The sequence below is a fragment of the Pseudomonas sp. 18.1.10 genome, from assembly GCF_024655625.1.
Lineage (GTDB): Bacteria > Pseudomonadota > Gammaproteobacteria > Pseudomonadales > Pseudomonadaceae > Aquipseudomonas.
Window position 1 is genome coordinate 23,300 of record NZ_JANLGL010000023.1, and the last position, 25,318, is coordinate 48,617.

General features: G+C 60.9%; 25 protein-coding genes and 1 riboswitch. Of the genes, 9 read left to right on the forward strand and 16 right to left on the reverse strand.

The genetic code is table 11. The features are described from left to right. Positions 1–46: 46 nt before the first annotated feature. The 7 genes from NUV89_RS06470 to NUV89_RS06500 form a co-directional block, all read right to left on the reverse strand. Complete coding sequence (locus NUV89_RS06470) at positions 47–814, reverse strand: OmpA family lipoprotein (RefSeq protein ID WP_026137042.1); 768 nt, start codon at positions 812–814, stop codon at positions 47–49. A 231-nt stretch (positions 815–1,045) separates the two neighbouring features. Beyond that, positions 1,046–1,690: an MBL fold metallo-hydrolase gene (locus NUV89_RS06475; RefSeq protein WP_257780676.1), complete on the reverse strand. Its 645-nt coding sequence runs from the start codon at positions 1,688–1,690 to the stop codon at positions 1,046–1,048. Between the two features lie 87 nt (positions 1,691–1,777). Next, on the reverse strand, positions 1,778–4,507 hold the full coding sequence (locus NUV89_RS06480) for a LuxR C-terminal-related transcriptional regulator (protein ID WP_257780677.1): 2,730 nt from the start codon (positions 4,505–4,507) through the stop codon (positions 1,778–1,780). A 255-nt stretch (positions 4,508–4,762) separates the two neighbouring features. Next, positions 4,763–6,127, reverse strand: coding sequence for a DUF1329 domain-containing protein (locus NUV89_RS06485; protein WP_257780678.1), 1,365 nt, complete (start codon positions 6,125–6,127; stop codon positions 4,763–4,765). A gap of 28 nt (positions 6,128–6,155) precedes the next feature. After that, positions 6,156–8,096 (reverse strand): DUF1302 domain-containing protein, encoded by a 1,941-nt coding sequence (locus tag NUV89_RS06490; protein ID WP_257780679.1) that lies wholly within the window; start codon positions 8,094–8,096, stop codon positions 6,156–6,158. Positions 8,097–8,428: 332 nt separating this feature from the next. Beyond that, entirely contained in the window at positions 8,429–10,111 is a 1,683-nt protein-coding gene (locus tag NUV89_RS06495; RefSeq protein ID WP_257780680.1) for a fatty acid--CoA ligase, read from the reverse strand. A gap of 259 nt (positions 10,112–10,370) precedes the next feature. Continuing rightward, positions 10,371–11,003: a LysE family translocator gene (locus tag NUV89_RS06500; protein WP_124527445.1), complete on the reverse strand. Its 633-nt coding sequence runs from the start codon at positions 11,001–11,003 to the stop codon at positions 10,371–10,373. Between the two features lie 86 nt (positions 11,004–11,089). Between NUV89_RS06500 and NUV89_RS06505 the strand changes: the two genes are divergently transcribed. From NUV89_RS06505 to NUV89_RS06515, 3 genes are all read left to right on the forward strand, one after another. After that, complete coding sequence (locus NUV89_RS06505) at positions 11,090–12,055, forward strand: 2-hydroxyacid dehydrogenase (protein WP_257780681.1); 966 nt, start codon at positions 11,090–11,092, stop codon at positions 12,053–12,055. A gap of 30 nt (positions 12,056–12,085) precedes the next feature. Next, positions 12,086–13,084 (forward strand): class I SAM-dependent methyltransferase, encoded by a 999-nt coding sequence (locus tag NUV89_RS06510; RefSeq protein ID WP_257780682.1) that lies wholly within the window; start codon positions 12,086–12,088, stop codon positions 13,082–13,084. A 51-nt stretch (positions 13,085–13,135) separates the two neighbouring features. Next, a riboswitch (yybP-ykoY riboswitch) is annotated at positions 13,136–13,255 on the forward strand. An 89-nt stretch (positions 13,256–13,344) separates the two neighbouring features. Continuing rightward, a complete protein-coding gene (locus NUV89_RS06515) occupies positions 13,345–13,929 on the forward strand; it encodes a TMEM165/GDT1 family protein (RefSeq protein ID WP_016974259.1) in 585 nt (194 codons plus the stop codon). Between the two features lie 141 nt (positions 13,930–14,070). Here NUV89_RS06515 and NUV89_RS06520 read toward each other — a convergent pair whose 3' ends face one another. The 4 genes from NUV89_RS06520 to NUV89_RS06535 all read right to left on the reverse strand — a co-directional run bounded on the left by NUV89_RS06520 (position 14,071) and on the right by NUV89_RS06535 (position 16,107). Further along, positions 14,071–14,889, reverse strand: a complete 819-nt coding sequence (locus NUV89_RS06520; RefSeq protein ID WP_257780683.1) for a M48 family metallopeptidase — start codon at positions 14,887–14,889, stop codon at positions 14,071–14,073. A 106-nt stretch (positions 14,890–14,995) separates the two neighbouring features. Beyond that, complete coding sequence (locus NUV89_RS06525; protein WP_257780684.1) at positions 14,996–15,616, reverse strand: SOS response-associated peptidase; 621 nt, start codon at positions 15,614–15,616, stop codon at positions 14,996–14,998. A gap of 36 nt (positions 15,617–15,652) precedes the next feature. Further along, the gene (locus NUV89_RS06530; RefSeq protein WP_124527451.1) at positions 15,653–15,913 is read right to left on the reverse strand and encodes a putative signal transducing protein; all 261 of its coding nucleotides are present in this window, start codon (positions 15,911–15,913) and stop codon (positions 15,653–15,655) included. Positions 15,914–15,924: 11 nt separating this feature from the next. Further along, a complete protein-coding gene (locus tag NUV89_RS06535; protein ID WP_257780685.1) occupies positions 15,925–16,107 on the reverse strand; it encodes a CPXCG motif-containing cysteine-rich protein in 183 nt (60 codons plus the stop codon). A 132-nt stretch (positions 16,108–16,239) separates the two neighbouring features. Between NUV89_RS06535 and NUV89_RS06540 the strand changes: the two genes are divergently transcribed. Beyond that, positions 16,240–17,403: a 1-acyl-sn-glycerol-3-phosphate acyltransferase gene (locus NUV89_RS06540; RefSeq protein ID WP_257780686.1), complete on the forward strand. Its 1,164-nt coding sequence runs from the start codon at positions 16,240–16,242 to the stop codon at positions 17,401–17,403. 139 nt (positions 17,404–17,542) lie between these two features. Here NUV89_RS06540 and NUV89_RS06545 read toward each other — a convergent pair whose 3' ends face one another. Then, positions 17,543–17,800, reverse strand: a complete 258-nt coding sequence (locus NUV89_RS06545) for a hypothetical protein (RefSeq protein ID WP_257780687.1) — start codon at positions 17,798–17,800, stop codon at positions 17,543–17,545. A 183-nt stretch (positions 17,801–17,983) separates the two neighbouring features. Between NUV89_RS06545 and NUV89_RS06550 the strand changes: the two genes are divergently transcribed. Continuing rightward, positions 17,984–18,193, forward strand: a complete 210-nt coding sequence (locus tag NUV89_RS06550; protein ID WP_017738736.1) for a hypothetical protein — start codon at positions 17,984–17,986, stop codon at positions 18,191–18,193. Between the two features lie 56 nt (positions 18,194–18,249). Here the strand turns inward: NUV89_RS06550 and NUV89_RS06555 are convergent, their stop codons facing one another. Further along, on the reverse strand, positions 18,250–18,834 hold the full coding sequence (locus NUV89_RS06555) for a YajG family lipoprotein (RefSeq protein ID WP_257780688.1): 585 nt from the start codon (positions 18,832–18,834) through the stop codon (positions 18,250–18,252). A gap of 193 nt (positions 18,835–19,027) precedes the next feature. On the opposite strand from NUV89_RS06555, the gene NUV89_RS06560 reads away from it, so the two are divergent. Both NUV89_RS06560 and mqo read left to right on the forward strand, forming a co-directional pair. After that, complete coding sequence (locus NUV89_RS06560) at positions 19,028–19,261, forward strand: hypothetical protein (RefSeq protein ID WP_257780689.1); 234 nt, start codon at positions 19,028–19,030, stop codon at positions 19,259–19,261. Positions 19,262–19,988: 727 nt separating this feature from the next. Next, the gene (gene mqo, locus NUV89_RS06565) at positions 19,989–21,497 is read left to right on the forward strand and encodes a malate dehydrogenase (quinone) (protein ID WP_257780690.1); all 1,509 of its coding nucleotides are present in this window, start codon (positions 19,989–19,991) and stop codon (positions 21,495–21,497) included. Positions 21,498–21,566: 69 nt separating this feature from the next. Here mqo and NUV89_RS06570 read toward each other — a convergent pair whose 3' ends face one another. From NUV89_RS06570 to NUV89_RS06580, 3 genes are all read right to left on the reverse strand, one after another. Further along, positions 21,567–21,854 (reverse strand): PA4642 family protein, encoded by a 288-nt coding sequence (locus NUV89_RS06570; protein WP_257780691.1) that lies wholly within the window; start codon positions 21,852–21,854, stop codon positions 21,567–21,569. A gap of 192 nt (positions 21,855–22,046) precedes the next feature. Next, positions 22,047–22,526: a hypothetical protein gene (locus NUV89_RS06575; protein WP_257780692.1), complete on the reverse strand. Its 480-nt coding sequence runs from the start codon at positions 22,524–22,526 to the stop codon at positions 22,047–22,049. A 63-nt stretch (positions 22,527–22,589) separates the two neighbouring features. Next, a complete protein-coding gene (locus NUV89_RS06580) occupies positions 22,590–23,147 on the reverse strand; it encodes a hypoxanthine-guanine phosphoribosyltransferase (protein WP_017738742.1) in 558 nt (185 codons plus the stop codon). Between the two features lie 164 nt (positions 23,148–23,311). Here NUV89_RS06580 and upp point away from each other — a divergent pair, with 164 nt between their 5' ends. Continuing rightward, positions 23,312–23,950: a uracil phosphoribosyltransferase gene (gene upp, locus NUV89_RS06585; RefSeq protein WP_017738743.1), complete on the forward strand. Its 639-nt coding sequence runs from the start codon at positions 23,312–23,314 to the stop codon at positions 23,948–23,950. A gap of 2 nt (positions 23,951–23,952) precedes the next feature. Further along, on the forward strand, positions 23,953–25,227 hold the full coding sequence (locus NUV89_RS06590) for a uracil-xanthine permease family protein (RefSeq protein WP_017738744.1): 1,275 nt from the start codon (positions 23,953–23,955) through the stop codon (positions 25,225–25,227). Positions 25,228–25,318: the final 91 nt, after the last annotated feature.

The following is a 25,318-nucleotide window of genomic DNA, read 5'->3' on the forward strand; positions in this document are numbered from 1 at the left end:
GGGCGCCGTGCAGTCAATGCACGGCGCCCTTTTTATTGCTGCGGCGTTATTGGTATTGCGAGTACGGGTTGCCCTGGAACTGGTTGTTCTGCTGCGGCGCCTGAGCGCCTGGCTGCCCGTACTGCTGGCCGGGGATCGGGCCGAGGTTCACTTCCACGCGACGGTTCTGGGCACGGCCGTTGACGTCAGCGTTGCTGGCAATCGGGTTATCCGGGCCGGCACCCCGCACACTCAGGTTGGCCGAACTCACACCCTGGGAAGTCAGGTAGTTGGCCACGCTCTGCGCACGGCGCTGGGACAGGTCCATGTTCAACTGGCGGCTGCCGGTGCTGTCGGTATAGCCGACGATCTGGATGGTGTTCTGGTTGAACTGCTTGAGGGAGTTGGCCAGGTTGTTCAGCGGCTGGTAAAAGCTGCTGGAGATTGCATCCGAGTTGGTGGCAAAGGTGATGTTGCCCGGCATGATGAGCTTGATCTGGTCGCCCTGGCGCTGCACTTCAACCCCGGTATTGGCCATGCTTTCACGCAGCTTCTTCTCTTGCTGGTCGGCGTAGTAGCCGTAGCCCGCAGCACCCGCACCGGCCACCACGGCACCAATCAGCGCGCCCTTGCCACGGTTGTTATGGTCGATCGCCGCACCGGCCAACGCACCGGCCAGGGCGCCCAGGCCACCATACTTGGCGGTCTTGCTCATGCCGCCGGATTCATTACTTGCCTGCCCCTGGCTGCTGCCGTCATAAGGGTTAGGCGTAGCGCAGCCGGATAACAGGGCTACGACGGTAGCGACAACAAGCAGACGACGGGAAGTGAACATGAAGGAAGCTCCTACTTTTGCATTCTGTGATGCAGAGGACATTGGCAATGGACCTGTGCCGAGCTTGGAACACGAGAAAGGGTAAAAATTCCATGGGCGGCGTGCACCCGCTCTACAACAGGTGAGCACACTAAAACCCTAGCAGACGCTGGCTGAACGGGAATTGTCTTTTTCTCTGTAAGTTGCGTCGCAAGGTTGCCAGTGGCTATCCAGAAAGTTACCGGGCGCCCCTCAGGCCCTGACAAATGGGTTCTCACGCATTTCGTCGCCCAGGCGCGTGTCCCGCCCATGGCCGGTCACGACCGTCGCGTCTTCGTCCAGGGTGTACAAGCGTTGCTTGATCGAGCGCACGATGGTTGCCTGATCCCCGCCCCACAGATCCGTACGCCCCACGCCGCGCCGAAACAGCGTATCGCCGGCAATCAGCAGCTTGGCATCGGCAAACCAGAAGCTCATCGAACCCGGCGTATGCCCCGGGGTATGCAGCGCTACGCCACAACCGCAGGCCAGTTCCTCATCATCGTCCAGCCAGCGATCCGGCGATGGCACCGGGGTGTAGGGCACGCGAAACATCTGGCACTGCATCTCAAGGTTGTCCCACAGGAATTGGTCTTCCTTGTGCAGGTGCAAGGTGGCGCCGGTCTTCTCTTTCAACTGGCCGGAAGCCAGGAAGTGGTCCAGATGGGCGTGGGTATGGATGATGCTCACCACCTTGAGGCCCAGCGCATCCAGGCGCGCGAGAATCAATTCGTGATTGCCGCCCGGATCGACCACGATGGCTTTTTTGGTGATGGGGTCGCCGATGATGGTGCAGTTGCATTGCAACGGGCCGACGGGGAAGGTTTCGCGGATAAGTGTCGGGGTCAGGGTTTCCATGAACGGTCCTCTAGTGCAAATCACATGGCGTTGTCGGGCGACTATCGCCGGAATAATTGCACTATTAAACCAGACTGGCCCCACGCGTCAGCCAATCAACCGCAACTCCTGCGCCCGCGCCACGGCCTGGGTGCGCCGCTCCACGCCCAGCTTGCTGTTGATGTGACTCGCGTGGGTCTTGACCGTATGCAACGAGATGAACAACCGGTTGCTGATCTCCTGGTTCGAACAGCCCTCGGCGATCAATTGCAGTACCGCCATCTCCCGCGCGCTCAGGGTTTCCTGCATCGGCACGGCATCCGCCACCACGACCGCCGGCAACAGCGCCAGCAGCGCCTGGCTCAATAGACCGTGGGGGTCTTTGCCCAGTTGGTCGCGCATCCACCCAGGATGGCTTTCCAGCAGGCGCTGGAAGGGTTGTAGTGCTCCGCCTGCGCCCGACTCAAGGGCCTGGGCCACGATCAGGCGTGCCTTGGCTTCGTGGCCACTTTCCAATAGCAATTGCGCCTGCTGGGTCAGGGCCATGAGGGCGATCATTTGCCGGCCGCTGTTGTGTGCCTGCTGTGCCAGCTCTTCAAGGCGATGCACGGCGGCGGCGGATTGATGGCGCGTGGCATCCAGCGCGGCCTGCTGCAAGCCGATATGTTGCGGCAGGTGCGGATGGAACTCCGGCGCGGCCGCGGCGTGTTCGCCGTTGTAGGTCTGCCCCAGCCGGGTCAACCAGGCGTCGGCCAGGTCGGTGCGGCCCTGGGCCAGCCATAGCTCGCATTTGATCAGGGTAATCATCGCCAGGTAGTAGATCGGCGGCACGTCCCAGATATGCATCAAGCGCTCCGCCTCGGCCAGTTCGGCGAACGCCTTGGGGAAGTCACCACGGCGCCCTTCGAAGTTGGCGATCACGCAATGCCCGATGAGCACGCTGATATCGCGGCAAGCGCGGGCTTCAGCCAGGCCGGCGCGCAAACGCATGATCCCCGTTTCGGGCTGGCAGCGCATCAGCAGCAGGTAGCCTTCATAAAGTGCCAGGCGTGCGCGCACTGCGTACAGCCGCTGCGGCGCAAGCCCGTGCAAACGTTGCAAGCCCTGGCGGACTTCGTCCAGGGAGCGCAGGATTTCGCCCCGGGCCTGTAGGACACGTGCGCGATCATAGTGGGCCAAGGCTTCAAACAGTGGATTGCCGACACGTTGCGCCAGCTCCAGGGATTCACGGTTCAGGCCACGCGCGCGCCACAGATCGGCATCGACGATGGCCAGGTTGGAAAGCGTCGACAGGCACATCAACCGCTGGCCGTAACGCCGCTGCGGCAGGCTTTCCAGCGCTTCAGTGCAATAACGCTGGGTCAGTTCGCGATCACCCCGGCCGCGCGCGATGATCCCGCTCAGCGCCAGCCACTGGGCCAGCATCGATTTTTGCGCGGTGGCCGACGGCGCCGGCAGGAAGCGGCTGAGGTAGCCGGACAATTCTTCCGCCGCATCCAATTGGCACGCCAGGCCCAGGGCCCAGCTGTAGAGCACGATCAAGCGCGGCGTGCTGATTAGCAGGCTGTCGGGCAAGTCCATCTTCCAGCGCAGTAGCATGCCGACATTCTGCTCGGCCAGCAGTTGCTCTTCGGACAGGTTCTGCACCAGGTTGGCCGCCACATCCAGGTGGCCGGCGCGCAGCGCTTGCTCCACCGCTTCGTCGATCAGGCCCTGGGCATTGAACCAGCGGCAGGCGCGCAAATGCAGGCTGGCGGGCGGCAGCACGTTGCTGCTGGCGCGACGGGTGCGCAGCAAGTCGGAGAACAGATGGTGATAACGGTACCAGTGGCCTTGGTCGTCCAGCGGCACCAGGAACACCTGGTGGGCTTGCAGGTAGCGCAGGATTTCGGCGCTGTCGTGGGCTTCGCGGACGGCGTCGCACAATTCGCTGCAAAACCGCTCCTGCGGCGCGGTGTCGTACAGGAACGCCTGCACTTCCGCAGGCAGGCAGTCGATGACCTCTTCCAGCAGATAGTCACGGATCAGCCCTTCACCACCATGCAGGCTTTGCGGCAACGCGCCGTCGCTGCCGGCTTCGGAAGCCGCCAGCACCCAGAAGCGCAGGCCAGCCACCCAGCCCTCGCTGCGGCGGATCAGGTTGTCGAGGGCTTCGCCGCGCAATGAACTGCTGTGGCGGTCCAGCACGGCCAGGGATTCGGCATGGGTCAGGCGCAGATCCTGCTCATGCAGCTCCAACAAGTGCCGCGACAAACGCAGTCGCGCCAGATGCCAATCGGGACGCTGGCGACTGGTGACCAATACCACCAGGCCATCAGGCAGATGATTGAGGAAAAACTGCAGGCAACGGTCGAGCACCGGACCCTGGGCCAGATGATAGTCATCCAGCACCAGCAACAGCGGCGCGCGGGTGGACAGGTGGACGGTCAACTCATCGAGCAGGCCATCGAGCCATTCTTCAAAGGCAAACGGTTGATGACGCTGGCGCATCTTCAACAGGCCCAGGGATTGGGCGCCGAGTTGCGGGAAGTAGTGCTGCAAGCCGTCGAGCAGGCGCTCCAGGAAACGGCCGGGGTCATTGTCCCGTGGGCTCAGGCCCAGCCACAGGCTTTGCCAGTGCGCGGGCAGGCTCTGGCAGAACTCCACCGCCAGCGAACTCTTGCCGAACCCCGCCGGCGCGCTGACCAGCAACAGACGCCCGTCCAGCCCGGCAGCCAGCCGTTCGCACAGCCGCGGTCGCAGCACGTAGCCGTCAGGCAGGGGGGGCCTGTAGAAGCGACCTTCCAGGGTCGGAATCACCGCACTGGCAGGCCCTTGGATTCGGGACAGATCAGTCATCGCCGGGCTCTTGTAGAAGGCTGTTGTCGGCATTGCAGATGTCCGCAGACTAGCGGTAAAAGCAGCAGGTTTGTAGATCTTTGCAACATTTGCCTGAAAAAGAACTGCGACAAAAAAATTCGACACAAGCAAATGTGGGAGCTGGGCTTGCCTGCTATAGCATCACTTCGGTCTATCAGACATACCGAGGTGATGTTATCGCAGGCAAGCCAGCTCCCACACAAGCCAGCTCCCACATGGGTGAGTTATCGCGGTTTAGCGAACACCATCCTGGCGCAGGGCCGCTGGGGTGAAGTCGCTGGTGGTAGCGGTGAAGCCGAAGTCATACGCCTTCTTCTCTTCGTTCTTCATGCCCAGGGCCAGGTAGCGACCGGATTGCAGGTCGTAGATGGCTTCCAGGGCGTACCACGGCACTTGCTTGTCGTAGTAGTTCTCGGCATGGGCTTCAGACACGCGCCACAGCTGGTTGCGACCGTCGTACTGGTCGATCACCGCTGCCTGCCAGGTGTCTTCGTCAATGTAGAAGTCACGCTTGGCGTAGATGTGACGCTGGCCTTCCTTCAAGGTGGCGACCACGTGCCAGACGCGACGCAGCTCGTAACGGGCCAGGTCCTGGTTGATGTGGCCGGCCTTGATGATGTCGGCATACTTGAGTTTCGGGTCGTCAAGCTTGTAGCTGTTGGAGGCGATGTACATCTCTTTCTTGCCTTCCAGCTTCCAGTCGTAGCGATCCGGCGCGCCGTTGTACATGTCGAGGTTGTCGGAGGTGCGCAGGCCGTCGGCGGCGGTACCCGGGCCGTCATAGGACACTTGCGGGGCCCGGCGCACACGGCGCTGGCCAGCGTTGTAGACCCACGCCGAACGTGGCTCCTTCACCTGGTCCAGGGTTTCATGCACCAGCAACACGGTACCCGCCAGGCGTGCTGGCGCGGTTACTTCCTGCTTGAAGTAGAACAGGATGTTTCCCGGATTTTTCGGATCGTAGTCCTTCATCTTGTCGCGGAAAACGAACTGATCGCGGAAATACACCAGGCTGTAGGAACCGTTCGTTTGCGGAGTAGCCTGGGTCACCAGGCGCGTCACACTGCCGCCGCGATAGCGGGTGATGTGGTTCCAGATGACTTCGACGCCGCTTTTCGGAATAGGGAACGGAATGGCGGACTCGAAGTTTTCCAGGCCGTTGCCGCCAGACACCAGGTTGGTGCTGGTGGCGTTCTTCTTGATCGAGGCAAACACATCAGCCGGCACCGTGGCGCCACGATGGGTCGGGTAGACCGGCATCTTGAACGTGTCCGGGTAGCGCTTGAACATCGCGTACTGCCCAGGTGACAACGCGTCCTTGTACTGATCGACGTTCTGCGCGGTGATAACGAACTTGGGCTGCTCGCTGGCGTAAGGGTTGGCCAGGAAACCACGGGCATCAACGGCGCCGGCGTTGGTCGCCAGCGGCTGCCAGGCGGTGATGGTGCCCGCAGCGTTGGCAGCGCGTTCAGCGCCCATCGGGGTCAGGGTTGTGTCGAGCTTGGCCGCCTCGCTCGCCGAGACTGCCGCCATGACGTTGCTCGCCAGGATCGACAGCCCAAGCACACCCACGTGCAACAGACTTTTGGTTATTTTCATATGCTGGTTCTTCCTGAAATACGGTCGCTTAGAAGTTCATGCCGAAGCTGAGCGCAACAAAATCCCGGTCATCCACCGTGGTGTACTTGCCATCAAAGAAGTTGGTGTACGACAGACCGGCGGTGTAGGTGTTCTGGTATTCCGCATCCAACCCAAGGCTGACAGCCTTGCGGCCTTCTTCGAAGTTGCCACCAGGGCCAGGCGAGTAACCGCTCACGTCATGGGACCAGGCCACGCTTGGCTTGAGGTTGATACCTGCAAACACGCTGTTGTAATCCCAGATGGCGCGAGCGCGATAGCCCCAGGAGTTGGCCGTGGTGAAGCCGTCGTTTTCGCAGTAGCGCGACAGGTTGTTCTGTGCGGCGCCAGTCAAGGTTCCGCTGTTCAAGGTCTGGCACGTGTTGTTTGGCAACGGGCCCGGGCCGTAGCTAGGGTCGCGGCCATAACGGGCCTTGGAGGTTTTTTCCAGGCCGCCCACGTGGGTGAAGCCGACTTCGCCGACAACCGTCAGTCGCTCGGCGCCCATCACCTGGTCGAAGAAGTGAGTAAACGTGGTCTGCAGTTGGGTGACTTCTTTGCGGCGATAGCCCGGCTGATCCTGGTCCGCCTTGCCTTGCAGTACGGAATAGTCGGCGGCGGCCGGGTTTACTGCGGCCAGAGGCGTCAGCCCTGAATACAGAATGTCCGTGGTGTTCAACTGAACGGGCGCATTCGGACGGTAGCTGATCTCGCCGCTCCACGCGGTACCGGTAGGCAATGTGGTGGAGAAGCTGAGGCCGTACAGGCGGATGTCCTCAGGGTATTCAACGTAGTAACTCGAATTGCCCGCAACCACGAACGGCAACAGCGATGGTGCGATCGCGCTGGCTTGCCCCTGGGACAACCCCTGCCCCATCAATGATCTAACCAGGTTGGCAGGGCTGTACTTGCTCGCCGCCGCCCCGCGCCCGCTGAAGATCGGCGCGCGGCTGTGGTAGTTCATGAAGTAAGCGCCAAACTCGGTGTCCAACGGCTCGAACATGTAGTGGGCAGCGAAACCAAACTGACCGCTGTCCCGTGCATCACGATCAGGACCACGACGCACGATGGCGCCTTCATCCGGCGATCCAAAGTTCACGCCCTGGGCTGCCAGCGCGCCGAATGCCGCATTGCGGAACGGCGCCGGCAAGGCATTGGACAGACCTTGCTTGGTTCGCAGCACCGCCAGGTTATTGTCGCAACCGTCAGCGATCACGTCAGGCTGCGAGAAGAATGTCCCGCAGTTGTCGACCACGGTCTGGTCCCATTCCAACTGGTAGAAACCATCCACCGACAGGTTGTCTGTCACGCTTTGCGACAGATAGAACATGTTGACCGGAATCAAGCCTTCCTTGATCTCGGCCCCCGGACGACGGAACGCCGACACGTCGATCGGGTTGATGGAGTTGATACCGCCGCCGATGAAGGTACTTTCACCCCAGCTGACAACTTGCTTACCGAAACGCACCGAACCCGGCAGATCGGCAATGTTGTAGTTGTGATAGATGAAGGCATCGAGGATCTGCGCGCCCGAGGACTTGGCGCCCTCTTTGCGGTTGCTGTCGCTGATGTCCTTGAACGGACGGCTTTCATCCTTGAGTTCGAAGTCGTACCAATACTTGCCACGCACAAATACACCGGTGTCGCCGTACTTCAGTTCCAGGTCATGGATACCCTTGAAGATCTTCGAGAACGTTTCGCCGCGCTTGAAGTTCAAGTGCCCGTCGTCGGAAGTCTGCGAGAGACCATGCCCGCCGTTGTTGGAGCCGATGAGGTTCTTGTTGGCTTTTTCTGTAGACCAACTGGCACCCACGGAAAGAGACGAGTCAAAACTCCCTTCGATTTCACCGACGTTGAAACTGACGCCGAATGCGGGCCCGGCGAGCGTAGAAGCGAGACTGACGGCCAGGGGCAGTCTTGCCCGGCGCCAGAACTGGTTTACTGAGGTCATCGACGCTACTCCATGTGCATTATTGTTATGGCAGTGAGTTCAATCTTGTGGATGCATGTAACGGCCGGAATACAACGATTCCAATGCCGGACGGCAACCGAGCCCCCATGGCCCGAAGCGCAACATCCTTGAAAAACTCAGGGGGGACTATAGCCAGCAGGGGGTAGTGCTTGATCCCTCTAAAGTGTGATTTGCATCACCGACCCGTCTGCCTCAACCCTTTCGCCACGTCGGCGAGGGCCGACGCGGCAAGGATGGCTGAAAATCGGCAAATCACAAGTAGAGGCGCAAGATAGAGCATTGCCGTGCCCGAACGGGCACGGCGAAGGGTGTCAGAGGGTGGACAGGAACGTGCTGTTGTTGGCCTGCCATTCAATGATGTCGATGCGGATACGCTTTTTGTCGAGCTTGCCGACACTGGTCTTGGGAATTTCCGTAACAACGGCAATCTGGCTCGGGATCGCCCACTTGCTCAAATGGCCCAATTCCACAAACGGCTTGAGGTGTTCCTTGAGCTCGCGGGCCCCTATCACATGGCCATCACGCACCACCAGCAAGGCAAACGGGCGCTCGCCCCACTGCGGATCGGCAATCCCCACCACCGCTACTTCGCGTACCGCCGGGTGACGGCTGACCAGGTCTTCGAGGGCCAGGGACGACACCCACTCGCCACCGGTCTTGATCACATCCTTGATGCGGTCACGGATATCGATCACCCCGAACGCATCTAGCGTGGCCACGTCGCCGGTGTGCATCCAACCGCCTTCCCACAGCTCGGCGCCCTTCTGCGGTTCGTTGTAATAGCCCTCGGTCAGCCACGGCGCGCGCAGTACCAATTCGCCCTGGGACTCGCCATCGGCGGGCAGGAAGTTGCCGTCACCGTCGACAATCGCCGCCTCCACCAACGGCCCGGGCACGCCGGCCTTGATGCGGTAGGTGGTGCGCTCGTCTTCGCTGCCGGCCATCAACTCTTCGTTGAGGTGCGCACAAGACACCAACGGCCCGGTCTCGGACATGCCGTACGCCGCCGTCAGCTGGATCCCACGCGCCTTGGACGCTTCATACAGCGTGCGGTTAAGCGCACTGCCGCCAATGACGATTTTCCAACCGCCAAAGTCCACGCCCTGCGCCGCCTTGGCGTTGAGCAGCATTTGCAAAATGGTCGGTACGCAGTGGGAGAAGGTGACCTTTTCCTTGCGCCACAGCTCCACCAGGTATTCCGGGTCGTAGCGCCCGGGATAGACCTGCTTGAGGCCGAGCATGGTCGCCACATACGGCAGACCCCAGGCATGTACGTGGAACATCGGCGTGATCGGCATGTACACGTCGTTGGTGCCCAGCAGGCGCACGCTGTCGACGCTGCCCATGATGGTCGCCACACCGATGGTGTGCAGCACCAGTTGGCGGTGGGTGAAGTACACGCCCTTGGGGTTGCCGGTGGTGCCGGTGGTGTAGAAGGTGGTCGCGACGGAATGCTCGTCGAAGTCCTGGAAATCGTATGTCGGGCTGGCGGCGGCCAGCAGGGTTTCGTACTCGCCGACGAGGTTGGGCAGCTCGGCGGTTTTCGATTCCCCATCGGTCAGCAGCAGGGTCTTGTCGACGGTGGTGAGCTGCCCGGCAATCGCCTGGTAGAGGCCCACGAACTCACTGTTGACCAGCACAAAGCGGTCCTCGGCGTGGTTCATGGTGTAGAGGATCTGTTCCGGCGACAGGCGCACGTTGATGGTGTGGATCACCGCGCCAATCATCGGGATGGCAAACATGCATTCCAGGTAGCGATGGCTGTCCCAATCCATCACCGCCACGGTGTCGCCAGCCTTGACCCCGGCTTCGGTCAACACATTGGCCAGGCGCGCGACGCGCTCGATCAAGGTCGGGTAGGTGTAGCGCAGCTTGTCGCGGTACACGATTTCGCGGGTTTTCTCGTAGCGGGCCCCGGACATCAACAGGCGCTTGATCAACAACGGGTATTGGTACGCGCCTTCGGCGGGCGGGATAATACGGGTCTGCAACATACGAATCCCTTTTTATGACTGCACGGTCTTGGCTGAAAGATCTGCACTGTAGAGCGCTTATGTTTCAGCCAAATCAGCCAAAGGAATGATTTGCAGAGGGGGGTGAATGCTAGCTTTGCGCCACCACCGCGTGTAGATGAAGATCAAATGTGGGAGCGGGCTTGCCCGCGAAAGCGGAGTATCAGTCGAAAAATATTGTGACTGATCTACCGCATTCGCGGGCAAGCCCGCTCCCACAGGTACTGTGCTCGCTCAGGTTTTATTTCATGCTGGTGAAGGCCAGCTTTACACCGATAGCAATCAACACCGCGCCCATCGTCCGATCAAACCAATGCCCCATCCGCGCAAACCCCGCACGCACGCGTTGCTGGCTGAACAACATCGCCACCAGGCAGAACCACACCGCCGTCGCCACCGCCAGGTACAGGCCATAACCGGCCTGGATCGCCAACGGCGTGTGCGGGTTTATCACTACGGTAAACAGCGACAGGAAGAACAACGTCGCCTTGGGGTTCAAGCCATTGGTCACGAACCCTGCGGTAAACGCCCCGCGTGGGGTGCGCTCGCCCGCTTCGCGGTGCAACTCGCCTTCGGCGGCCGGTTTGGCCGGCTGGGCACGCAAGGCCTTGAAGCCGATGTACAGCAGGTACGCGGCGGCGGCCCATTTCAGCGCGTTGAACAGCACGATGGACTGGGACACGATCAAGCCGATCCCCAGCAACGAGTACCCTACGTGCAGGAAAATCGCCGAACCGACGCCCAGCGCGGTCCAGGTTCCGGCCCGGCGGCCGTGGGTAACACTTTCGCGGACCACCACGGCGAAATCCGGGCCCGGGCTGGCCACTGCCAACAAGTGAATCAAGGCCACGGTCAAAAACTCGGCGACGTACATGCGCGCTCCAATTCAAGTAACTGATTATTTCATCTGATAGGCTCGGGAGATTACGCCTTCAAACCCTGTCGCAAAAGGTACAGTTGATGACGAACAATCGCCGCGCGGTCTTCCTCGATCACCCCTCCCTGGACCTGGGAGACCTCGACCTCAGCGAGCTGCGAGACAGCTTCAGCGACCTGCAATTATTCGAGCAGACCACGCCGCAGAATGTGATCGAACGCCTGCAGGGAGCCCAGGTGGCGATCAGTAACAAAATCGCGATCAACGCCGAAACCCTGGCGGCCTGCCCGGACCTCAAGCTGATCCTGGTGTCAGCCACCGGCACCAACAATATCGATCTGCAGGCCGCCCGCGCCCATGGCATCACCGTGAGCAACTGCCAGGGTTACGGCACGCCGTCGGTGGCGCAGCATACGATCATGCTGTTGCTGAACCTGGCGACACGCTTGCAGGACTACCAACGGGACGTCAGCGCCGGCAAATGGCAGCAAGCCAAACAGTTCTGCCTGCTGGACCATCCGATTGTCGAACTGGAAGGCAAAACCCTCGGCCTGCTCGGCCACGGTGAGTTGGGCAGCGCCGTGGCGCGCCTGGCCGAAGCCTTTGGCATGCGCGTGCTGCTCGGCGCGATTCCCGGCCGCCCTGCCCGCGCGGATCGCGTGCCGCTGGATGAACTGCTGGCCCAGGTGGATGCCCTGACCTTGCACTGCCCCCTCAACGAACACACCCGTGACCTTATCGGCGCCCGCGAACTGGCGCTGCTCAAGCCGGGCGCGTTTATCGTCAATACCGCACGCGGTGGCCTGATTAACGAACAGGCCCTGGCCGATGCGTTGCGCAACGGCCATCTGGGCGGCGCGGCGACCGACGTGCTCAGCGTGGAGCCACCGGTCAACGGCAATCCGCTGCTGGCCGGCGACATCCCTCGGCTGATCGTCACCCCCCACAACGCTTGGGGCAGTCGTGAAGCGCGCCAGCGCATCGTCGGTCAGCTGGCGGAAAACGCCCGGGGCTTTTTCAGCGGCGCCCCGCTGCGTGTCGTGAGTTGATAAACTGCGCCCCTTTTCAAGGAGCAGACCATGGATCCGCGCAGTGAAGTACTGCTTCGTCAGGCCGAACTTTTTCAAGGCAACCTGCTGCTGGTAGGTTTGCCCGCCGACGACCTGCTCGGTCGCCTGCCCAACGCCCATGGCTGGTGCTGGCACGCCGGCGACCAGGCGGCACTCGATGCACGCTTCCCCGAGCGCAGCCAGTTCGGGGTCAATGTGCCTGAGCGTGCGTTTGATGCGGCGGTGATTTTCCTGCCCAAATCCAAGGACCTCACCGACTACCTGCTCAACGCAGTGGCCGCGCGCCTGCCCGGCGCCGAGCTGTTTCTGGTGGGGGAGAAAAAAGGCGGTATCGAAAGTGCTGCCAAGCAGATGATCCCCTTCGGCAAGCCGCGCAAGCTGGACAACGCGCGGCATTGCCAACTGTGGCAAGTCACCGTGGCCAACGCACCGCAGGCGGTCGAACTGGAGAGCCTGGCTCAGGTCTTCGAAGTACCGTTGCCTGAAGGTCCGCTCAAGGTCGTGAGCCTGCCGGGGGTGTTCAGCCACGGTCGCCTGGATCGCGGTACTCAACTGCTGCTGGACCATTTGGACAAACTGCCCAGCGGTCACCTGCTGGACTTCGGTTGCGGCGCGGGCGTGTTGGGCGCTGCAGTCAAACGTCGTTACCCACACAACACAGTGACGATGCTCGACGTGGATGCCTTCGCCGCCGCCAGCAGCCGCCTGACCCTGGCGGCCAATGGTCTGGAAGCCGAGGTGCTGACCGGCGACGGGATCGACGCGGCACCGATGGGTTTGAACACGATTCTGAGCAACCCGCCGTTCCACGTCGGCGTACACACGGATTATTTCGCTACGGAGAACCTGCTGCGAAAAGCGGCGAAACACCTGGCAAAAGGCGGCGAACTGCGCTTGGTTGCCAATAGTTTCCTGAAGTACCAACCGTTGATCGAAGAGCATCTGGGCGTGTGCGCAATCAAGGCCGAAGGCAATGGTTTCCGCATCTACCGTGCCAAGCGCGGTTGACGGGCGTTTGAAAAAGAAGGCTTGCCGAATGGGTTTTGCCTAGGCAGAATCCGCTCCGTCCTAGGGGAGTAGTCTCCCACGAGCGCCACGCTCGTCCGGCATACGTCAACATACTTGGTCAACAGACCATGGCGTATGCGACCCAGGTGTCCGCACAGACGGACCGGGGTTTGACAAGACCTATGACACGCACACCTTACCCGGGGCGGGAAGGCTGTACGTGTCATAGCCGTGTCGACCCGCCCCTGGAAACCTACCTGATGCTGGATTCATTACTCGTTCCTACCGCAATCGTTGCCTTGGCCGAAATCGGCGACAAGACGCAACTGCTCGCGCTCATCCTTGCCGCACGCTTTCGCAAACCCTGGCCGATCATCGCCGGCATCGTCGCCGCGACCCTGGCCAACCACGCGGCCGCCGGTGCCGTGGGCGCATGGTTTGGCAGCTTCTTCTCGGATGCGGTGTTGCACTGGATCCTCGCGGCAAGCTTCTGCGCCACCGCATTGTGGACCCTGGTGCCAGATAAACTCGATGACGACGAAGCCAGCACCACCCGCAAGTTCGGGCCGTTCCTGACCACGCTGATCGCGTTCTTCCTCGCCGAAATCGGTGACAAGACCCAGATCGCCACAGTGATGCTGGCGGCACAGTATCCCGAGTTGTGGCTGGTGATTATCGGCACCACCCTGGGCATGTTGATTGCCAACGTACCGGTGGTTCTGGCGGGGAATTTTGCCGCGGAGAAGCTGCCGTTGACCTTGATTCGTCGATTGGCGGCTACGGCGTTCTTTGTGCTGGCGGTGGTTGCGGTGTACAAGGCGATGCAGAGCAGCGGGTGGATCTAGATTTGTAAACCCAATCCCATGTGGGAGCGGGCTTGTGTGGGAGCGGGCTTGCTCGCGAAAGCAGTGGGTCAGTCAATACACTTTTAATTGATCCACCGCATTCGCGAGCAAGCCCGCTCCCACACTTGGATCTTCACAGGATCAAGATTTCTTGGCCTGCTGATACAACGGCATCACCTTCGGAATCGCCGCCTGCAACGAGGCGATCCGGCTGTCCGACGCCGGGTGAGTGCTCATGAACTCCGGTGGCGCCCCTTCCGAAGCCTTGGCCATCTTGTTCCACAGGGTGATCGCCGCATTCGGGTTGTAACCCGCACGGGCCGACAGCTCCAGGCCGATCAGGTCTGCCTCGTTTTCATTGGCCCGGCTGTTGGGCAAGGTCATGCCGTAGTTGGCCACGGTATCGGCCAATGCCAGGCTGTCCTGACCCAGGCCGAACAGCGCGCCCGCTCCCTGCTTCGCCATCTGGATACCATAGGCCTTGGACATGGCTTCGCGGCCGTGCTCGCGCAAGGCGTGGGCGATTTCATGGCCCATCACCGCTGCCAGTTCGTCATCCGTCAGCTTGAGATTGTCGATCAACGCGCTGTACACGAAGATCTTGCCGCCAGGCCCGCAGTTGGCGTTCATCTCGTCGCTTTTGATCAGGTTCACTTCCCACTTCCACTGCGCCGCATCGGGGCGGAAGGTCGGTGCCTGGGCGATCAAGCGGTTGGCGATGGCCTGCACACGCTTGGCATTGGCGCTGGTCTTGTCCAACTGGCCCTTGCTGCTGGCCTCGCCCAACGTCTGCTGGTAGGACTGGGCATACATCTGGTCGACTTCCTGGCTCGACAGCATGCTGAACATGTACTGCTTGCGCTCAACCCCGACGGCGCCGCCGCTGGTGGTGTTGACCGACTGGCAACCAGCCAGCAGCAGCGCGGCTGCCAAAACGTTTATCGCCAATGATTTCTTCATGACACTCTCCCTGAAAACATGGCGCGTATCCTAGGCGCTCATGTGTATCGGCGCCAGATACAACAGACGTGTAACCGCAGAATTTCAGATACATCCCACGCAGCGCTCAACCTGGCGTCAAACACTCCGGCCCGTTCAGCTTCGGGTCATTGACCATATTGGCCAGCACGCGCTCGCGCAACGCAGCCGGTTCGCTGGCCAGCAACGCCTGGAGAGTGTGCAACGGCGTCTCGGGATCAAGCCAGGCCGCCTGCCCCGCCGCATCCAGGATCAGTGGCCGGCGCTGGCTCTGCGCCGGCTGGGTGACCACCGCCGTGCTCAGCCAGACTTGCTCCTGCACCGGATAGGCTTCCCAGATCGCCGCAAAAAACAGCGTGGAGCCCTCCCCCGGCGTCAACCAGTACGGGCGCTTGCGTTGAGTGCCGCGCCATTCGTAGAAACCATTGGCAGGCAGCAGGCAACGGCGCTGGCGAAACGCTTCACGAAACATCGGCTGCTCGGCCAGGGTTTCGGCGCGGGCGTGGGCGGGTGTGCGCGAAAGGTCGGTCAGCCAGGGCGGCGTCAGGCCCCAGCGCGCACGGGCCAGGGTGCGCTGGCCGGCGTCGGCGCGCTGGATCAGCACCGAGTCATTCGGCGAGATGTTCCACTGCGCCTGCTGGTCGGCCGGAAAGCCCGGCAAGGCAGCAAAGGAGGGATTCCAGCGAAACAGGGCATAACGTCCACACATGGGGCAACACGACTCTTGGGTAAACCGACCGACAGCCTAACAGACCAACACGTCGGGGAAGCTGTCGGGTTCATCGCCCGGCATGGGTTGCGCGCCGATGTAGGCGGTAATCAACTCACGGGCACACGCCGCCTGGTCGTTATCCACCTCCAGGCCCAGCAGGCCGAAAATCGGCAGCTCGCCAGTGCCACCCAGCAGATGGCGCCCCACCAGGTGCGCCTCGATCCCCTCGCTGGCGAGCATCTGTTGCAACAACTCGCCTTCCATCAGGTTTTCCGGTTCGTAGATTCGCTGCATGGGCGGTCCTGTCATTCGTTTTCGCTGCGGGTTTCAAGCATCCACTCGTCGCCATGGACCTGAAGATCGAAAATGATCGGGCGGCAACACACCTGGCAGTCCTCTATATAGTTCTGGTCACCGCCAGACAAATCCACCGTTGTCTCAACCTCTTCACCACAATAAGGACAATCGTACGTCGCGGATTCCAGCATCGCAGCCTCCAGAGTGACTTGTGCGTATAATCGCCGGTCTATTTACAGGGCTATTTCCGGCCGGGGCCATTTCCCGGACCGCTCCCTGGCATTTCCTTTACTTACCCTAGCCGTTTCTAACAAGAGAGCATGATGGGCCAATTCGATACCATCCGACCTTACAACGACAGCGAAGTCCCGGCAGTGCTGGACCGGCTGTTCAGTGACAAGGCCTTTCTGGACATCCTGACCCACTTCCGCTTTCCGCGCTTCGCCGGCGCCCTGGGCTGGTTGCTCAAGCCGATGATCGCCCGCAAGCTACGCCGTGAATTCGCCGGCGTCACCACCGTGGCGACGCTGCAGGACAAAGTCGAGTACTACGTCGACCACACCATCGACCGCGCGACCGACGGCGTGACCTACACCGGCGTCGAGCAGCTCAAGTCTGGCACCGCCTACCTGTTCCTGGCCAACCACCGCGACATCGTGATGGACCCGGCCTTCGTCAACTATGCCGTGTACCACGCCGGCCTGCCGACGCCGCGCATCGCCATCGGCGACAACCTGCTGCAAAAGCCGTTTGTCAGCGACCTGATGCGCCTGAACAAGAGCTTTATCGTGCACCGCTCGATCACCGGGCGAAAAGAAAAGATGGCCGCATTCAACTTGCTGTCGGCCTATATCAACCATTCGATCCGCAACGACTGCGAGTCGATCTGGATCGCCCAGGCCGAAGGCCGCGCCAAGGATGGGGACGACCGCACCGAGTCGGCGATCCTCAAGATGTTCCACGTCAGCCGCAAGGATGAGCCGTTTGCCGAGGTGATCCAGTCGCTGAACCTGACGCCGGTGTCCATCAGCTATGAGTATGATCCGTGCGATTCGGCCAAGGCCCGCGAGCTGTACATCCGCGCCACCACCGGCACCTACTGCAAGGCGCCGGGCGAAGATGACGTGAGCATTGCCCTGGGCATCACCGGCTACAAGGGCCGGGTGCATGTGAACTTCGCCCCGCCGATCACCGAGCGCTTCGAAGACACCAAAGTGCTGGCGATGGAAATGGACCGGCAGATCCTCGGCGGTTATCGCTTGTTCCCCGTGCATTACCTGGCGTATGCGCAGTGGAGCGAGGCTGACCCGCAATTGCAGGTGCCGACGGCAGCCGAGGTATTCCCGGCGGATGAACTGGCCAAGGCGAAGGCGGAGTGGGAGCGACGCTTGAACGAATGCCCGGTTGAGCATCGGCCGTTTCTGGTGGTGCAGTATGCGACGCCGGTGCGCAATCAGTACCGCGTGAAGGCTGGCATCCCGCTGTAAACACCGACGCAAAAATATGTGGGAGCGGGCTTGTGTGGGAGCGGGCTTGCTCGCGAAGGCGGAGTGTCAGTCACTAGATTTTTTACTGACCCACCGCATTCGCGAGCAAGCCCGCTCCCACATTTGTTTTAGGGTGTTTCTAAAGGTGGGTGCTGATCCAAGAAACAAGCAGCGCCAACCCCAGGCAGGCGAACCCGATGCGGTACGCCAAGCGATGCGCCCGTTCGGTGCGCACATCCAGAAACAGCATCGGCTGGTCAATCGCGCGCGCTTCACTTTGCGCGGTCAGGTCAGCCATCGCGCGTTGCTCGCGCAGGCGAGTGATCGCCAGCAGCGCCGCCCCCGGGAAGGCCACCGTTAAAGCCACAGCATTGATAAATAGTGCGGGCAGCGCCATCGCAAACCTCGGTAACACAGTGTCTGGGTATCGGTTCTGATACATAGCGGGACGTAGCAGCCTCGTCAGCCACCACTCTTGCATCCCAACATGAACGGCTAATGTATCCAGTAATTTACGGCGTCACCTGAACGTCACCTTAACAAGCCACTCTGTTGCCCTTCGAACGTTCGGGAGCTTGTCATGCTGCACGCGCACAACCAGGATCGGCTGTATCTGATCGCCCCCAGCGATGAACAAGAGGCGCTGGTCGGCGGCCTCGCGTTCAACGTGCAGGACCGCCACTGGCTGGTGTATTGCGCCCTCGGCGGGCACCAGCATGCGGACTTGCCGGAAGCGGATTTACTGACCGGCGTGAGCCTGCTGGACTTCTGTATCGACACGGCCGCGTGAAACTCAAGGCACAAAAAAACCGGGCTCATCGCTGAGCCCGGTTTTTTATGCAGCGGTTATTGCGAGCTGAGCAACGAACCGATGCTTGGGTCTTTGAACAGGCGGGTCAAGGCGTCGCTCAACACGTCGCTGACCAGCTTGGTGTTGGTTTCCTGGTTCGGCGACATGCCGAAGCGCTGGTTCAGCGATGCGCCGTAGCGGCCGCTGTAGCGACGGGTGCCTGCCGTGACGTCGGACTTGAACGTCGCGCCGATGGCGGCTTCGGTCACGTACAGACCTTCTTTAGGCGACTGATACTTCAGCTCTGCCAGGGTGATGGTCAACTGCGGCGCGCCCGGGGAGTTGGCCGGGGTGAAGCCCAGCAGGCGCACGGCGGCTTCGGCCTGGGCTTGCAGCTTGGGCAACACGTCCTGGCCAGTGACCGAAATCAGCGCGGTCTCCGGGTACAGGCCACCACGGGAACCCAACGTTGGCGACGGACGGCCATCCACCACACGCACCGACACCGGCTGGCCGTGACCCACTGGCGCCAGCTGCGTGGTGAGCTTCGGTTGCGGGCTGAGTTGTTGCGGGCTGTTGGCGCAGCCAACCAGGGCCAAACTGGTCACAGTGATCAAACCGAACAACAGGCGTTGCAACATGCGCTTCTCTCCAGAAATCAGGTACCGACAGGCGGGCAGTATAGCGGTGCGCCACTGCCGGGAACTAGCATCAGTTACATCCTGTGACCGGCGCCGGTCGTTGCGGTTCGATGTCACCGAGATGTCACAGCCGATACATGCGCTCGTCATCCCGGGCTGGCAAGCTTTGCCTCAATCTCAGGAGGCTATCACCATGAATTTTCTCTGGTCGCTGTTCATGCGCAAACCCGCCCTGCGCCAGTTCGCCCTGCTCGATGCACAAGGCCGCTGCCAGGCTTTTAAAGAGTGCAGCCAGCCGCCCGTGGGCAATGGCTGGGTGGAAATCGACGAGATTCGCCTGAGCTGGATGCACCGCCCACTGCCGGCCCGTGCCCGCGTAAGCCCGCGTACAGCGCAGTCGTCCCGGCACCAGCCGTTGGCCGCCTGACCGAACGCCTAATAAAAGTCATAAAACACGCCCATTTCCTTGGCGTTCTTCGCTACAATCTCCCCCCGATTATAAGGACGTCTCCTGATCGGGCCCCGCAGCATCGTTAATGCCTCGGTATTAACCCCCCAATCGCCCACAGAGAGCCGCCCACACAGATCGAATAGAGCTGGCGTGCTTGCTGTTTTCGTTGCAAACCACCCCTCTTTATATCGCATCTGCCAGAGCTGCCATTGCGCTCGGCCACTTGAGTTGTTTGCCCGTTTTGCCGCGTGTCGGCAAGGTATCCGGGCCAGGTGCCAGGCTGAGGCAGCCCTTTTTTGAGGTTCACGTCTTCAAAAGAGCGTGAAAAAAACGGGTTTTCACAACTTCACAAGAGTGTGGCGAGCAAATGAATAGTTTGGCGTTTGTACCAGCACCATCAGCGTCTTTAACAGCCCAACCACACAGGACCGAGCCCTCCTCAAAAACCGGAGCTTGAGCCTGTCCGCTACGGATTGGTTGCACGAATCGCACGCTTTGACCATAAGTCGAATTGCCACAGGCGCCCATGAATGCGTTCATAGGCAGATTAGCCCGGCAGGAAGCGTGTGCTGAACTTGCAAAGAATTGCGAAACGGACATGGCGATCCTGGCCATGGGTAACCTGGGGCAACACGTGAACCGCCCCGTCACTCCTGGCAGCCATGCCGTCAATTTGGTGCTGCAGATTTTGGAGACGCGTTAAATGGCGCATAACGAAGCAGTCGACGTAGTACTGGTAGGGGCCGGCATCATGAGTGCCACCCTGGCCGTGCTGCTCAAGGAGCTCGACCCCGGCCTCAAGCTGGAAGTCGTTGAGCTGATGGATTCGGGTGCCGCGGAAAGTTCCAACCCGTGGAACAACGCCGGTACCGGCCACGCCGGGCTGTGTGAGCTGAACTACACGCCGCAGGCCGCCGATGGCTCCATCGACATCAAGAAAGCCGTGCACATCAACACCCAGTTCGAGGTGTCGAAGCAGTTCTGGGCGTACCTGACCCAAAAGGGCACCTTTGGCTCGTCCAAGTCCTTTATCAGCCCGGTGCCGCACCTGAGCTTCGTACAGGGCGAAAAAGGCGTGGACTTCCTCAAGAAGCGCTTTGAATCCCTCAGCCAGCACCACGCGTTTTCGGACATGCACTACACCGAAGACCGCAATGAGATGGCCGAGTGGATGCCGCTGATGATGCCGGGCCGCCCGCTCGACGAAAAAATCGCCGCCACCCGTGTGCTCAACGGCACCGACGTCAACTTCGGCGCCCTGACCAACCAGCTGCTGGGGCACCTGACCAGTTCGCCGGATGCCCAGGTCAAGTACTGCAAGCGCGTCACTGGCCTCAAGCGCAACGGCACCGGCTGGACCGTGAGCATCAAGGACGTCAACAGCGGCAACAGCCGTGAAGTGGACGCCAAGTTCGTCTTCCTTGGCGCCGGTGGCGCGGCCCTGCCGCTGCTGCAAGCCTCGGGCATCGAAGAAAGCAAAGGCTTTGGCGGTTTCCCGGTCAGCGGCCAGTGGCTGCGTTGCGACAACCCGGACGTGGTCAAGCACCACCAGGCCAAGGTCTACAGCCAGGCCGCCGTGGGTTCGCCGCCGATGTCCGTGCCGCATTTGGACACCCGTGTGGTCGATGGCAAGAAATCCCTGCTGTTCGGGCCATACGCCGGCTTCACCACCAAGTTCCTCAAGCACGGCTCGTTCCTCGACCTGCCGCTGTCGATCCGCGCCGGCAACATCGGCCCGATGCTGGCCGTGGCCCGCGACAACATGGACCTGACCAAGTACCTGGTCAGCGAAGTGCGCCAGTCCATGGAACAGCGCCTCGAATCCCTACGCCGCTTCTACCCTGAAGCGAAAGCCGAAGACTGGCGCCTGGAAGTGGCCGGCCAACGGGTGCAGATCATCAAGAAAGACCCGAAGAAAGGCGGCGTGCTGCAATTCGGCACCGAGCTGGTCGCGGCCAAGGACGGCTCGCTGGCCGCACTGCTGGGCGCGTCCCCGGGTGCTTCGGTGACGGTTTCGATCATGCTGGAACTGATCGAGAAGTGCTTCCCGCAGAAAGCGGCGGGTGAATGGGCAGCCAAGCTGCACGAGATCTTCCCGGCACGGGAAAAGGTTCTGGAAACGGATGCCGACCTGTACCGCAAGATCAACACGCAGAACAACATCAGCCTGGAACTGGTTGAGCCTGCCGCCGAGACCGAGAGCTACGCTTGAAGCCTTGAAGCCATAAAAAACGCCCCGCACTCTGCATGAGAACGGGGCGTTTTTTTATGTTTCGAAAAATCAGCCGCGAGCTTTTTCGATCAGTTCGATGTACTCGTCCGCGTTGCGCTGGTCCTTGATCAGGTCAACGAAGGTCTGGCCATGCTCGTCCTTGCCGTCGAGGTCCAGGCCGGCCTCCTTGAAAAAGCCCAGGAAACGCTCGAAGTCGTCGATACGCAGGCCACGGTAAGCCTTGATCAGTTTGTGCAGGGACGGGGAAGTCGCATCAACCGGCTCGAAGTCCAGGAACAACTTGATTTGATCGTCGCCGATCTCGTCACCAATCAACTGCTTCTTATCTTTACGCATTACCGACTCCAGCCTGCTGACATTTACACGGGGGTTGAAGTCTACCTGCGAGACGCCGCCTTCGAAAGCGCTGGAGATCCAATGTGGGAGCGGGCTTGCTCGCGAATGCGGTGTGTCAGCCAACTTTTCTCTAACTGACATTGCGCATTCGCGAGCAAGCCCGCTCTCACATTTGGATCATCTGTGTTCTGGCTATTTAGTACGGACTGCACCGGTGTGCAAGTCAGCCCAGATGTGGCCGTTGGCGTAGCTGAGGAATTGCACATACAGGGTGTCGTTACGCAGCAAGTCGACAATGACGCGGTACTGCGCCACCGGATAGGACAAGGTCAGGGTCTTGCTCTTGTCGTCATACGCCGGCTTTTTCAGGCTTTTGCTTTCAGCATCGAAATTGAGCACTACCTGATTGATAGTCGCGCCCTTGTTCAAGGACTTGCCCTTGAGGCGGATCATCAGCGGCGACGTCACCGGAATCGGTTGCTGGCTGGATTGACGCTGATTCCCCACCACCACCGCGTACTCGGTGACTTGCAGCAATTGCTGCTGGTCGGGCGCTTCGGCGCGCAGGGTCAGGTCGTCTGGCGGCAGGAATTGGCTGTGCAGGGGCGCTGCAGCCAGGGGCAAACTGAGGGTCAGCGCCAGGGCGGCGCACGTGCGGATCAACAGGCTCATGGAAAGCTCCAGACGCAGGGCCAGGCACTCTAGCATGCCGGCCCCACACCTGATGACGCGCGTTTACATGCCTTTGACGGCGTAGATGCCATTGGCATTGCGCCAGTAGCCCTTGTAGTCCATGCCGTAACCGAAGATGTAGCGGTCAACGCACGGCAGGCCGACGAAATCCGCTTTCAACTCAGGACGCGCCTTGCGGTCGTGGTCTTTGTCGATCAGCACGGCGGTGTGCACTTTGCGCGCGCCGGCGTGTTTGCAGAAGTCGATGATCGCGCCCAGGGTGTGACCTTCGTCGAGGATGTCGTCGATAATCAGCACGTCGCGGTCGATGAACGAGACTTCCGGCTTGGCTTTCCAGAACAGGTCGCCGCCGCTGGTTTCGTTGCGATAACGGGTGGCGTGCAGGTAAGAAGCTTCCAGCGGGAATTGCAGGTGCGTGAGCAATTTGCCGGCGAAAATCAGGCCGCCGTTCATCACACAGAACACCACCGGGTTGGTGTCGGCCATTTCGCGGCTGATATGGGCGCCGACCTTGGCGATCGCCTCTTCGACTTGCGCTTCGGTGTACAGGCAGTCAGCCTCGCGCATGATTTGACGGATATGCTCGAGATCAGCGGACATGGCGCTCTCCAAGGGGGTGCTGTGGCAAGAAAAGCGGGCGAAGGTACGCCTCTAGCGCGCTCCGATCAAGCCTTAATGGACTAACGTACTAGATGTCTATAGGACAACACCCTCGGATAGATTAATCTAGGCCGGTTTTTTTGCCCGCCGCCGGAGCCTTTCCCATGCCCACTCGCGAGATCCGCCACCCGCTGATCCAACACAAACTCGGCCTTATGCGCCGCGCCGACATCAGCACGAAGAATTTCCGTGAGCTTGCTCAGGAAGTCGGAGCGTTGCTCACTTACGAAGCCACCAAGGATCTGCCGCTGGAAACCTACGAGATCCCCGGTTGGGCCGGTCCCGTCCAGGTCGAGAAAATCGCCGGCAAGAAGATCACCGTGGTGCCGATCCTGCGCGCCGGTATCGGCATGCTCGAAGGCGTGCTCAGCCTGATCCCGGGCGCCAAGGTTAGCGCTGTGGGCGTCGCCCGCAATGAAGAAACCCTGGAAGCCCACACCTACCTGGAAAAACTCGTCCCGGAAATCGACGAGCGCCTGGCCATGATTATCGACCCGATGCTCGCCACCGGCAGCTCCATGGTTGCCACCATCGACCTGCTGAAAAAAGCCGGTTGCAAGGACATCCGCGCCATGGTGCTGGTGGCCGCTCCCGAAGGCATCGCCGCCGTCGAGAAAGCCCACCCGGATGTGCAGATCTACACCGCGTCCATCGATCAGTGCCTGAACGAACACGGCTACATCATCCCAGGCCTGGGCGATGCCGGTGACAAGATCTTCGGCACCAAGCAGAAGGACGCGTGAGCATGCAGGATGAATTCAACGACCCGCTTTGGCGCCAGATCCTGTCTGGCGCACAAATGCTCTTCGTGGCATTTGGCGCGCTGGTGTTGATGCCGCTGATCACAGGTCTTGATCCAAACGTTGCACTGTTCACCGCAGGCCTGGGCACGCTGTTGTTCCAGGTCGTGACGGGGCGGCAGGTGCCGGTGTTCCTGGCGTCGAGCTTTGCCTTTATCACGCCGATCATTCTCGCCAAGCAGCAATTCGGCCTCGCGGCGACCATGGGCGGAGTGATGGCCGCCGGTTTCGTCTACACCTTCCTCGGCGCTGCCGTGAAGATCAAGGGCACTGGCTTCATCGACCGGCTGCTGCCTCCGGTGGTGATCGGTCCGGTGATTATCTCCATCGGCCTGGCCATGGCGCCGATTGCCGCCAATATGGCCATGGGCAAAGCCGGTGATGGCAGCGAGCTGATCCACTACCAGACGGCAATGATGATCTCGATGCCGGCGCTGCTGACCACGTTGATCGTGGCGGTGTTCGGCAAGGGCATTTTCCGCCTGGTGCCGATCATCTCCGGGGTGCTGGTGGGCTTTGCGATGGCGTTCTACTTTGACGTGGTCGACACGGCGAAGATCGCCGCCGCGCCCTGGTTCGCCCTGCCCCACTTCACCGCGCCGGAGTTCAACTGGCAGGCGATCCTGTTCATCGTCCCCGTGGCCCTGGCCCCGGCGATCGAACATATCGGTGGTGTGATTGCGGTGGGCAGCGTGACCGGTCGCGACTACCTGAAGAAGCCGGGCCTGCATCGCACCCTGCTGGGTGACGGCATCGCCACCACGGCTGCCGGGATGTTTGGCGGCCCGCCGAACACCACCTACGCCGAAGTCACCGGCGCGGTGATGCTGACCAAGAACTACAACCCGAAAATCATGACCTGGGCGGCAGTGTTTGCCATCAGCCTGGCGTTTATCGGTAAGTTCGGCGCACTGCTGCAAAGCATCCCGGTGCCGGTGATGGGCGGGATTCTGTGCCTGTTGTTCGGTTCGATTGCTGCGGTGGGGATGAACACGCTGATTCGCCACAAGATCGACCTGGGCGAGGCGCGCAACCTGGTGATTGTCTCGGTGACCCTGGTGTTCGGGATTGGCGGTGTGCTGGTCGGCACCGGTACCGGCCCGAATGACTTCGGCCTGAAGGGCATTGCCCTGTGTGCGGTGGTGGCGATTGCGTTGAATCTGCTGCTGCCGGGCAATGATGGCTGGAAGAACAAGAAGCCGGATGAGCCACTGCTGTAACTAACACCACAAAACCAGATGTGAGAGCGGGCCTGTGTGGGAGCGGGCTTGCTCGCGAATGCGGAGTGTCAGTCAATAGATGTTTGACTGA

Coding starts and splice junctions, on each gene's coding strand:
- NUV89_RS06470 (WP_026137042.1), bottom strand. CDS start 814: ATGTTCACTTCCCGTCGTCTGCTTGTTGTCGCTACCGTCGTAGCCCTG.
- NUV89_RS06475 (WP_257780676.1), bottom strand. CDS start 1,690: ATGGAAACCCTGACCCCGACACTTATCCGCGAAACCTTCCCCGTCGGC.
- NUV89_RS06480 (WP_257780677.1), bottom strand. CDS start 4,507: ATGACTGATCTGTCCCGAATCCAAGGGCCTGCCAGTGCGGTGATTCCG.
- NUV89_RS06485 (WP_257780678.1), bottom strand. CDS start 6,127: ATGAAAATAACCAAAAGTCTGTTGCACGTGGGTGTGCTTGGGCTGTCG.
- NUV89_RS06490 (WP_257780679.1), bottom strand. CDS start 8,096: ATGACCTCAGTAAACCAGTTCTGGCGCCGGGCAAGACTGCCCCTGGCC.
- NUV89_RS06495 (WP_257780680.1), bottom strand. CDS start 10,111: ATGTTGCAGACCCGTATTATCCCGCCCGCCGAAGGCGCGTACCAATAC.
- NUV89_RS06500 (WP_124527445.1), bottom strand. CDS start 11,003: ATGTACGTCGCCGAGTTTTTGACCGTGGCCTTGATTCACTTGTTGGCA.
- NUV89_RS06505 (WP_257780681.1), top strand. CDS start 11,090: ATGACGAACAATCGCCGCGCGGTCTTCCTCGATCACCCCTCCCTGGAC.
- NUV89_RS06510 (WP_257780682.1), top strand. CDS start 12,086: ATGGATCCGCGCAGTGAAGTACTGCTTCGTCAGGCCGAACTTTTTCAA.
- NUV89_RS06515 (WP_016974259.1), top strand. CDS start 13,345: ATGCTGGATTCATTACTCGTTCCTACCGCAATCGTTGCCTTGGCCGAA.
- NUV89_RS06520 (WP_257780683.1), bottom strand. CDS start 14,889: ATGAAGAAATCATTGGCGATAAACGTTTTGGCAGCCGCGCTGCTGCTG.
- NUV89_RS06525 (WP_257780684.1), bottom strand. CDS start 15,616: ATGTGTGGACGTTATGCCCTGTTTCGCTGGAATCCCTCCTTTGCTGCC.
- NUV89_RS06530 (WP_124527451.1), bottom strand. CDS start 15,913: ATGCAGCGAATCTACGAACCGGAAAACCTGATGGAAGGCGAGTTGTTG.
- NUV89_RS06535 (WP_257780685.1), bottom strand. CDS start 16,107: ATGCTGGAATCCGCGACGTACGATTGTCCTTATTGTGGTGAAGAGGTT.
- NUV89_RS06540 (WP_257780686.1), top strand. CDS start 16,240: ATGGGCCAATTCGATACCATCCGACCTTACAACGACAGCGAAGTCCCG.
- NUV89_RS06545 (WP_257780687.1), bottom strand. CDS start 17,800: ATGGCGCTGCCCGCACTATTTATCAATGCTGTGGCTTTAACGGTGGCC.
- NUV89_RS06550 (WP_017738736.1), top strand. CDS start 17,984: ATGCTGCACGCGCACAACCAGGATCGGCTGTATCTGATCGCCCCCAGC.
- NUV89_RS06555 (WP_257780688.1), bottom strand. CDS start 18,834: ATGTTGCAACGCCTGTTGTTCGGTTTGATCACTGTGACCAGTTTGGCC.
- NUV89_RS06560 (WP_257780689.1), top strand. CDS start 19,028: ATGAATTTTCTCTGGTCGCTGTTCATGCGCAAACCCGCCCTGCGCCAG.
- mqo (WP_257780690.1), top strand. CDS start 19,989: ATGGCGCATAACGAAGCAGTCGACGTAGTACTGGTAGGGGCCGGCATC.
- NUV89_RS06570 (WP_257780691.1), bottom strand. CDS start 21,854: ATGCGTAAAGATAAGAAGCAGTTGATTGGTGACGAGATCGGCGACGAT.
- NUV89_RS06575 (WP_257780692.1), bottom strand. CDS start 22,526: ATGAGCCTGTTGATCCGCACGTGCGCCGCCCTGGCGCTGACCCTCAGT.
- NUV89_RS06580 (WP_017738742.1), bottom strand. CDS start 23,147: ATGTCCGCTGATCTCGAGCATATCCGTCAAATCATGCGCGAGGCTGAC.
- upp (WP_017738743.1), top strand. CDS start 23,312: ATGCCCACTCGCGAGATCCGCCACCCGCTGATCCAACACAAACTCGGC.
- NUV89_RS06590 (WP_017738744.1), top strand. CDS start 23,953: ATGCAGGATGAATTCAACGACCCGCTTTGGCGCCAGATCCTGTCTGGC.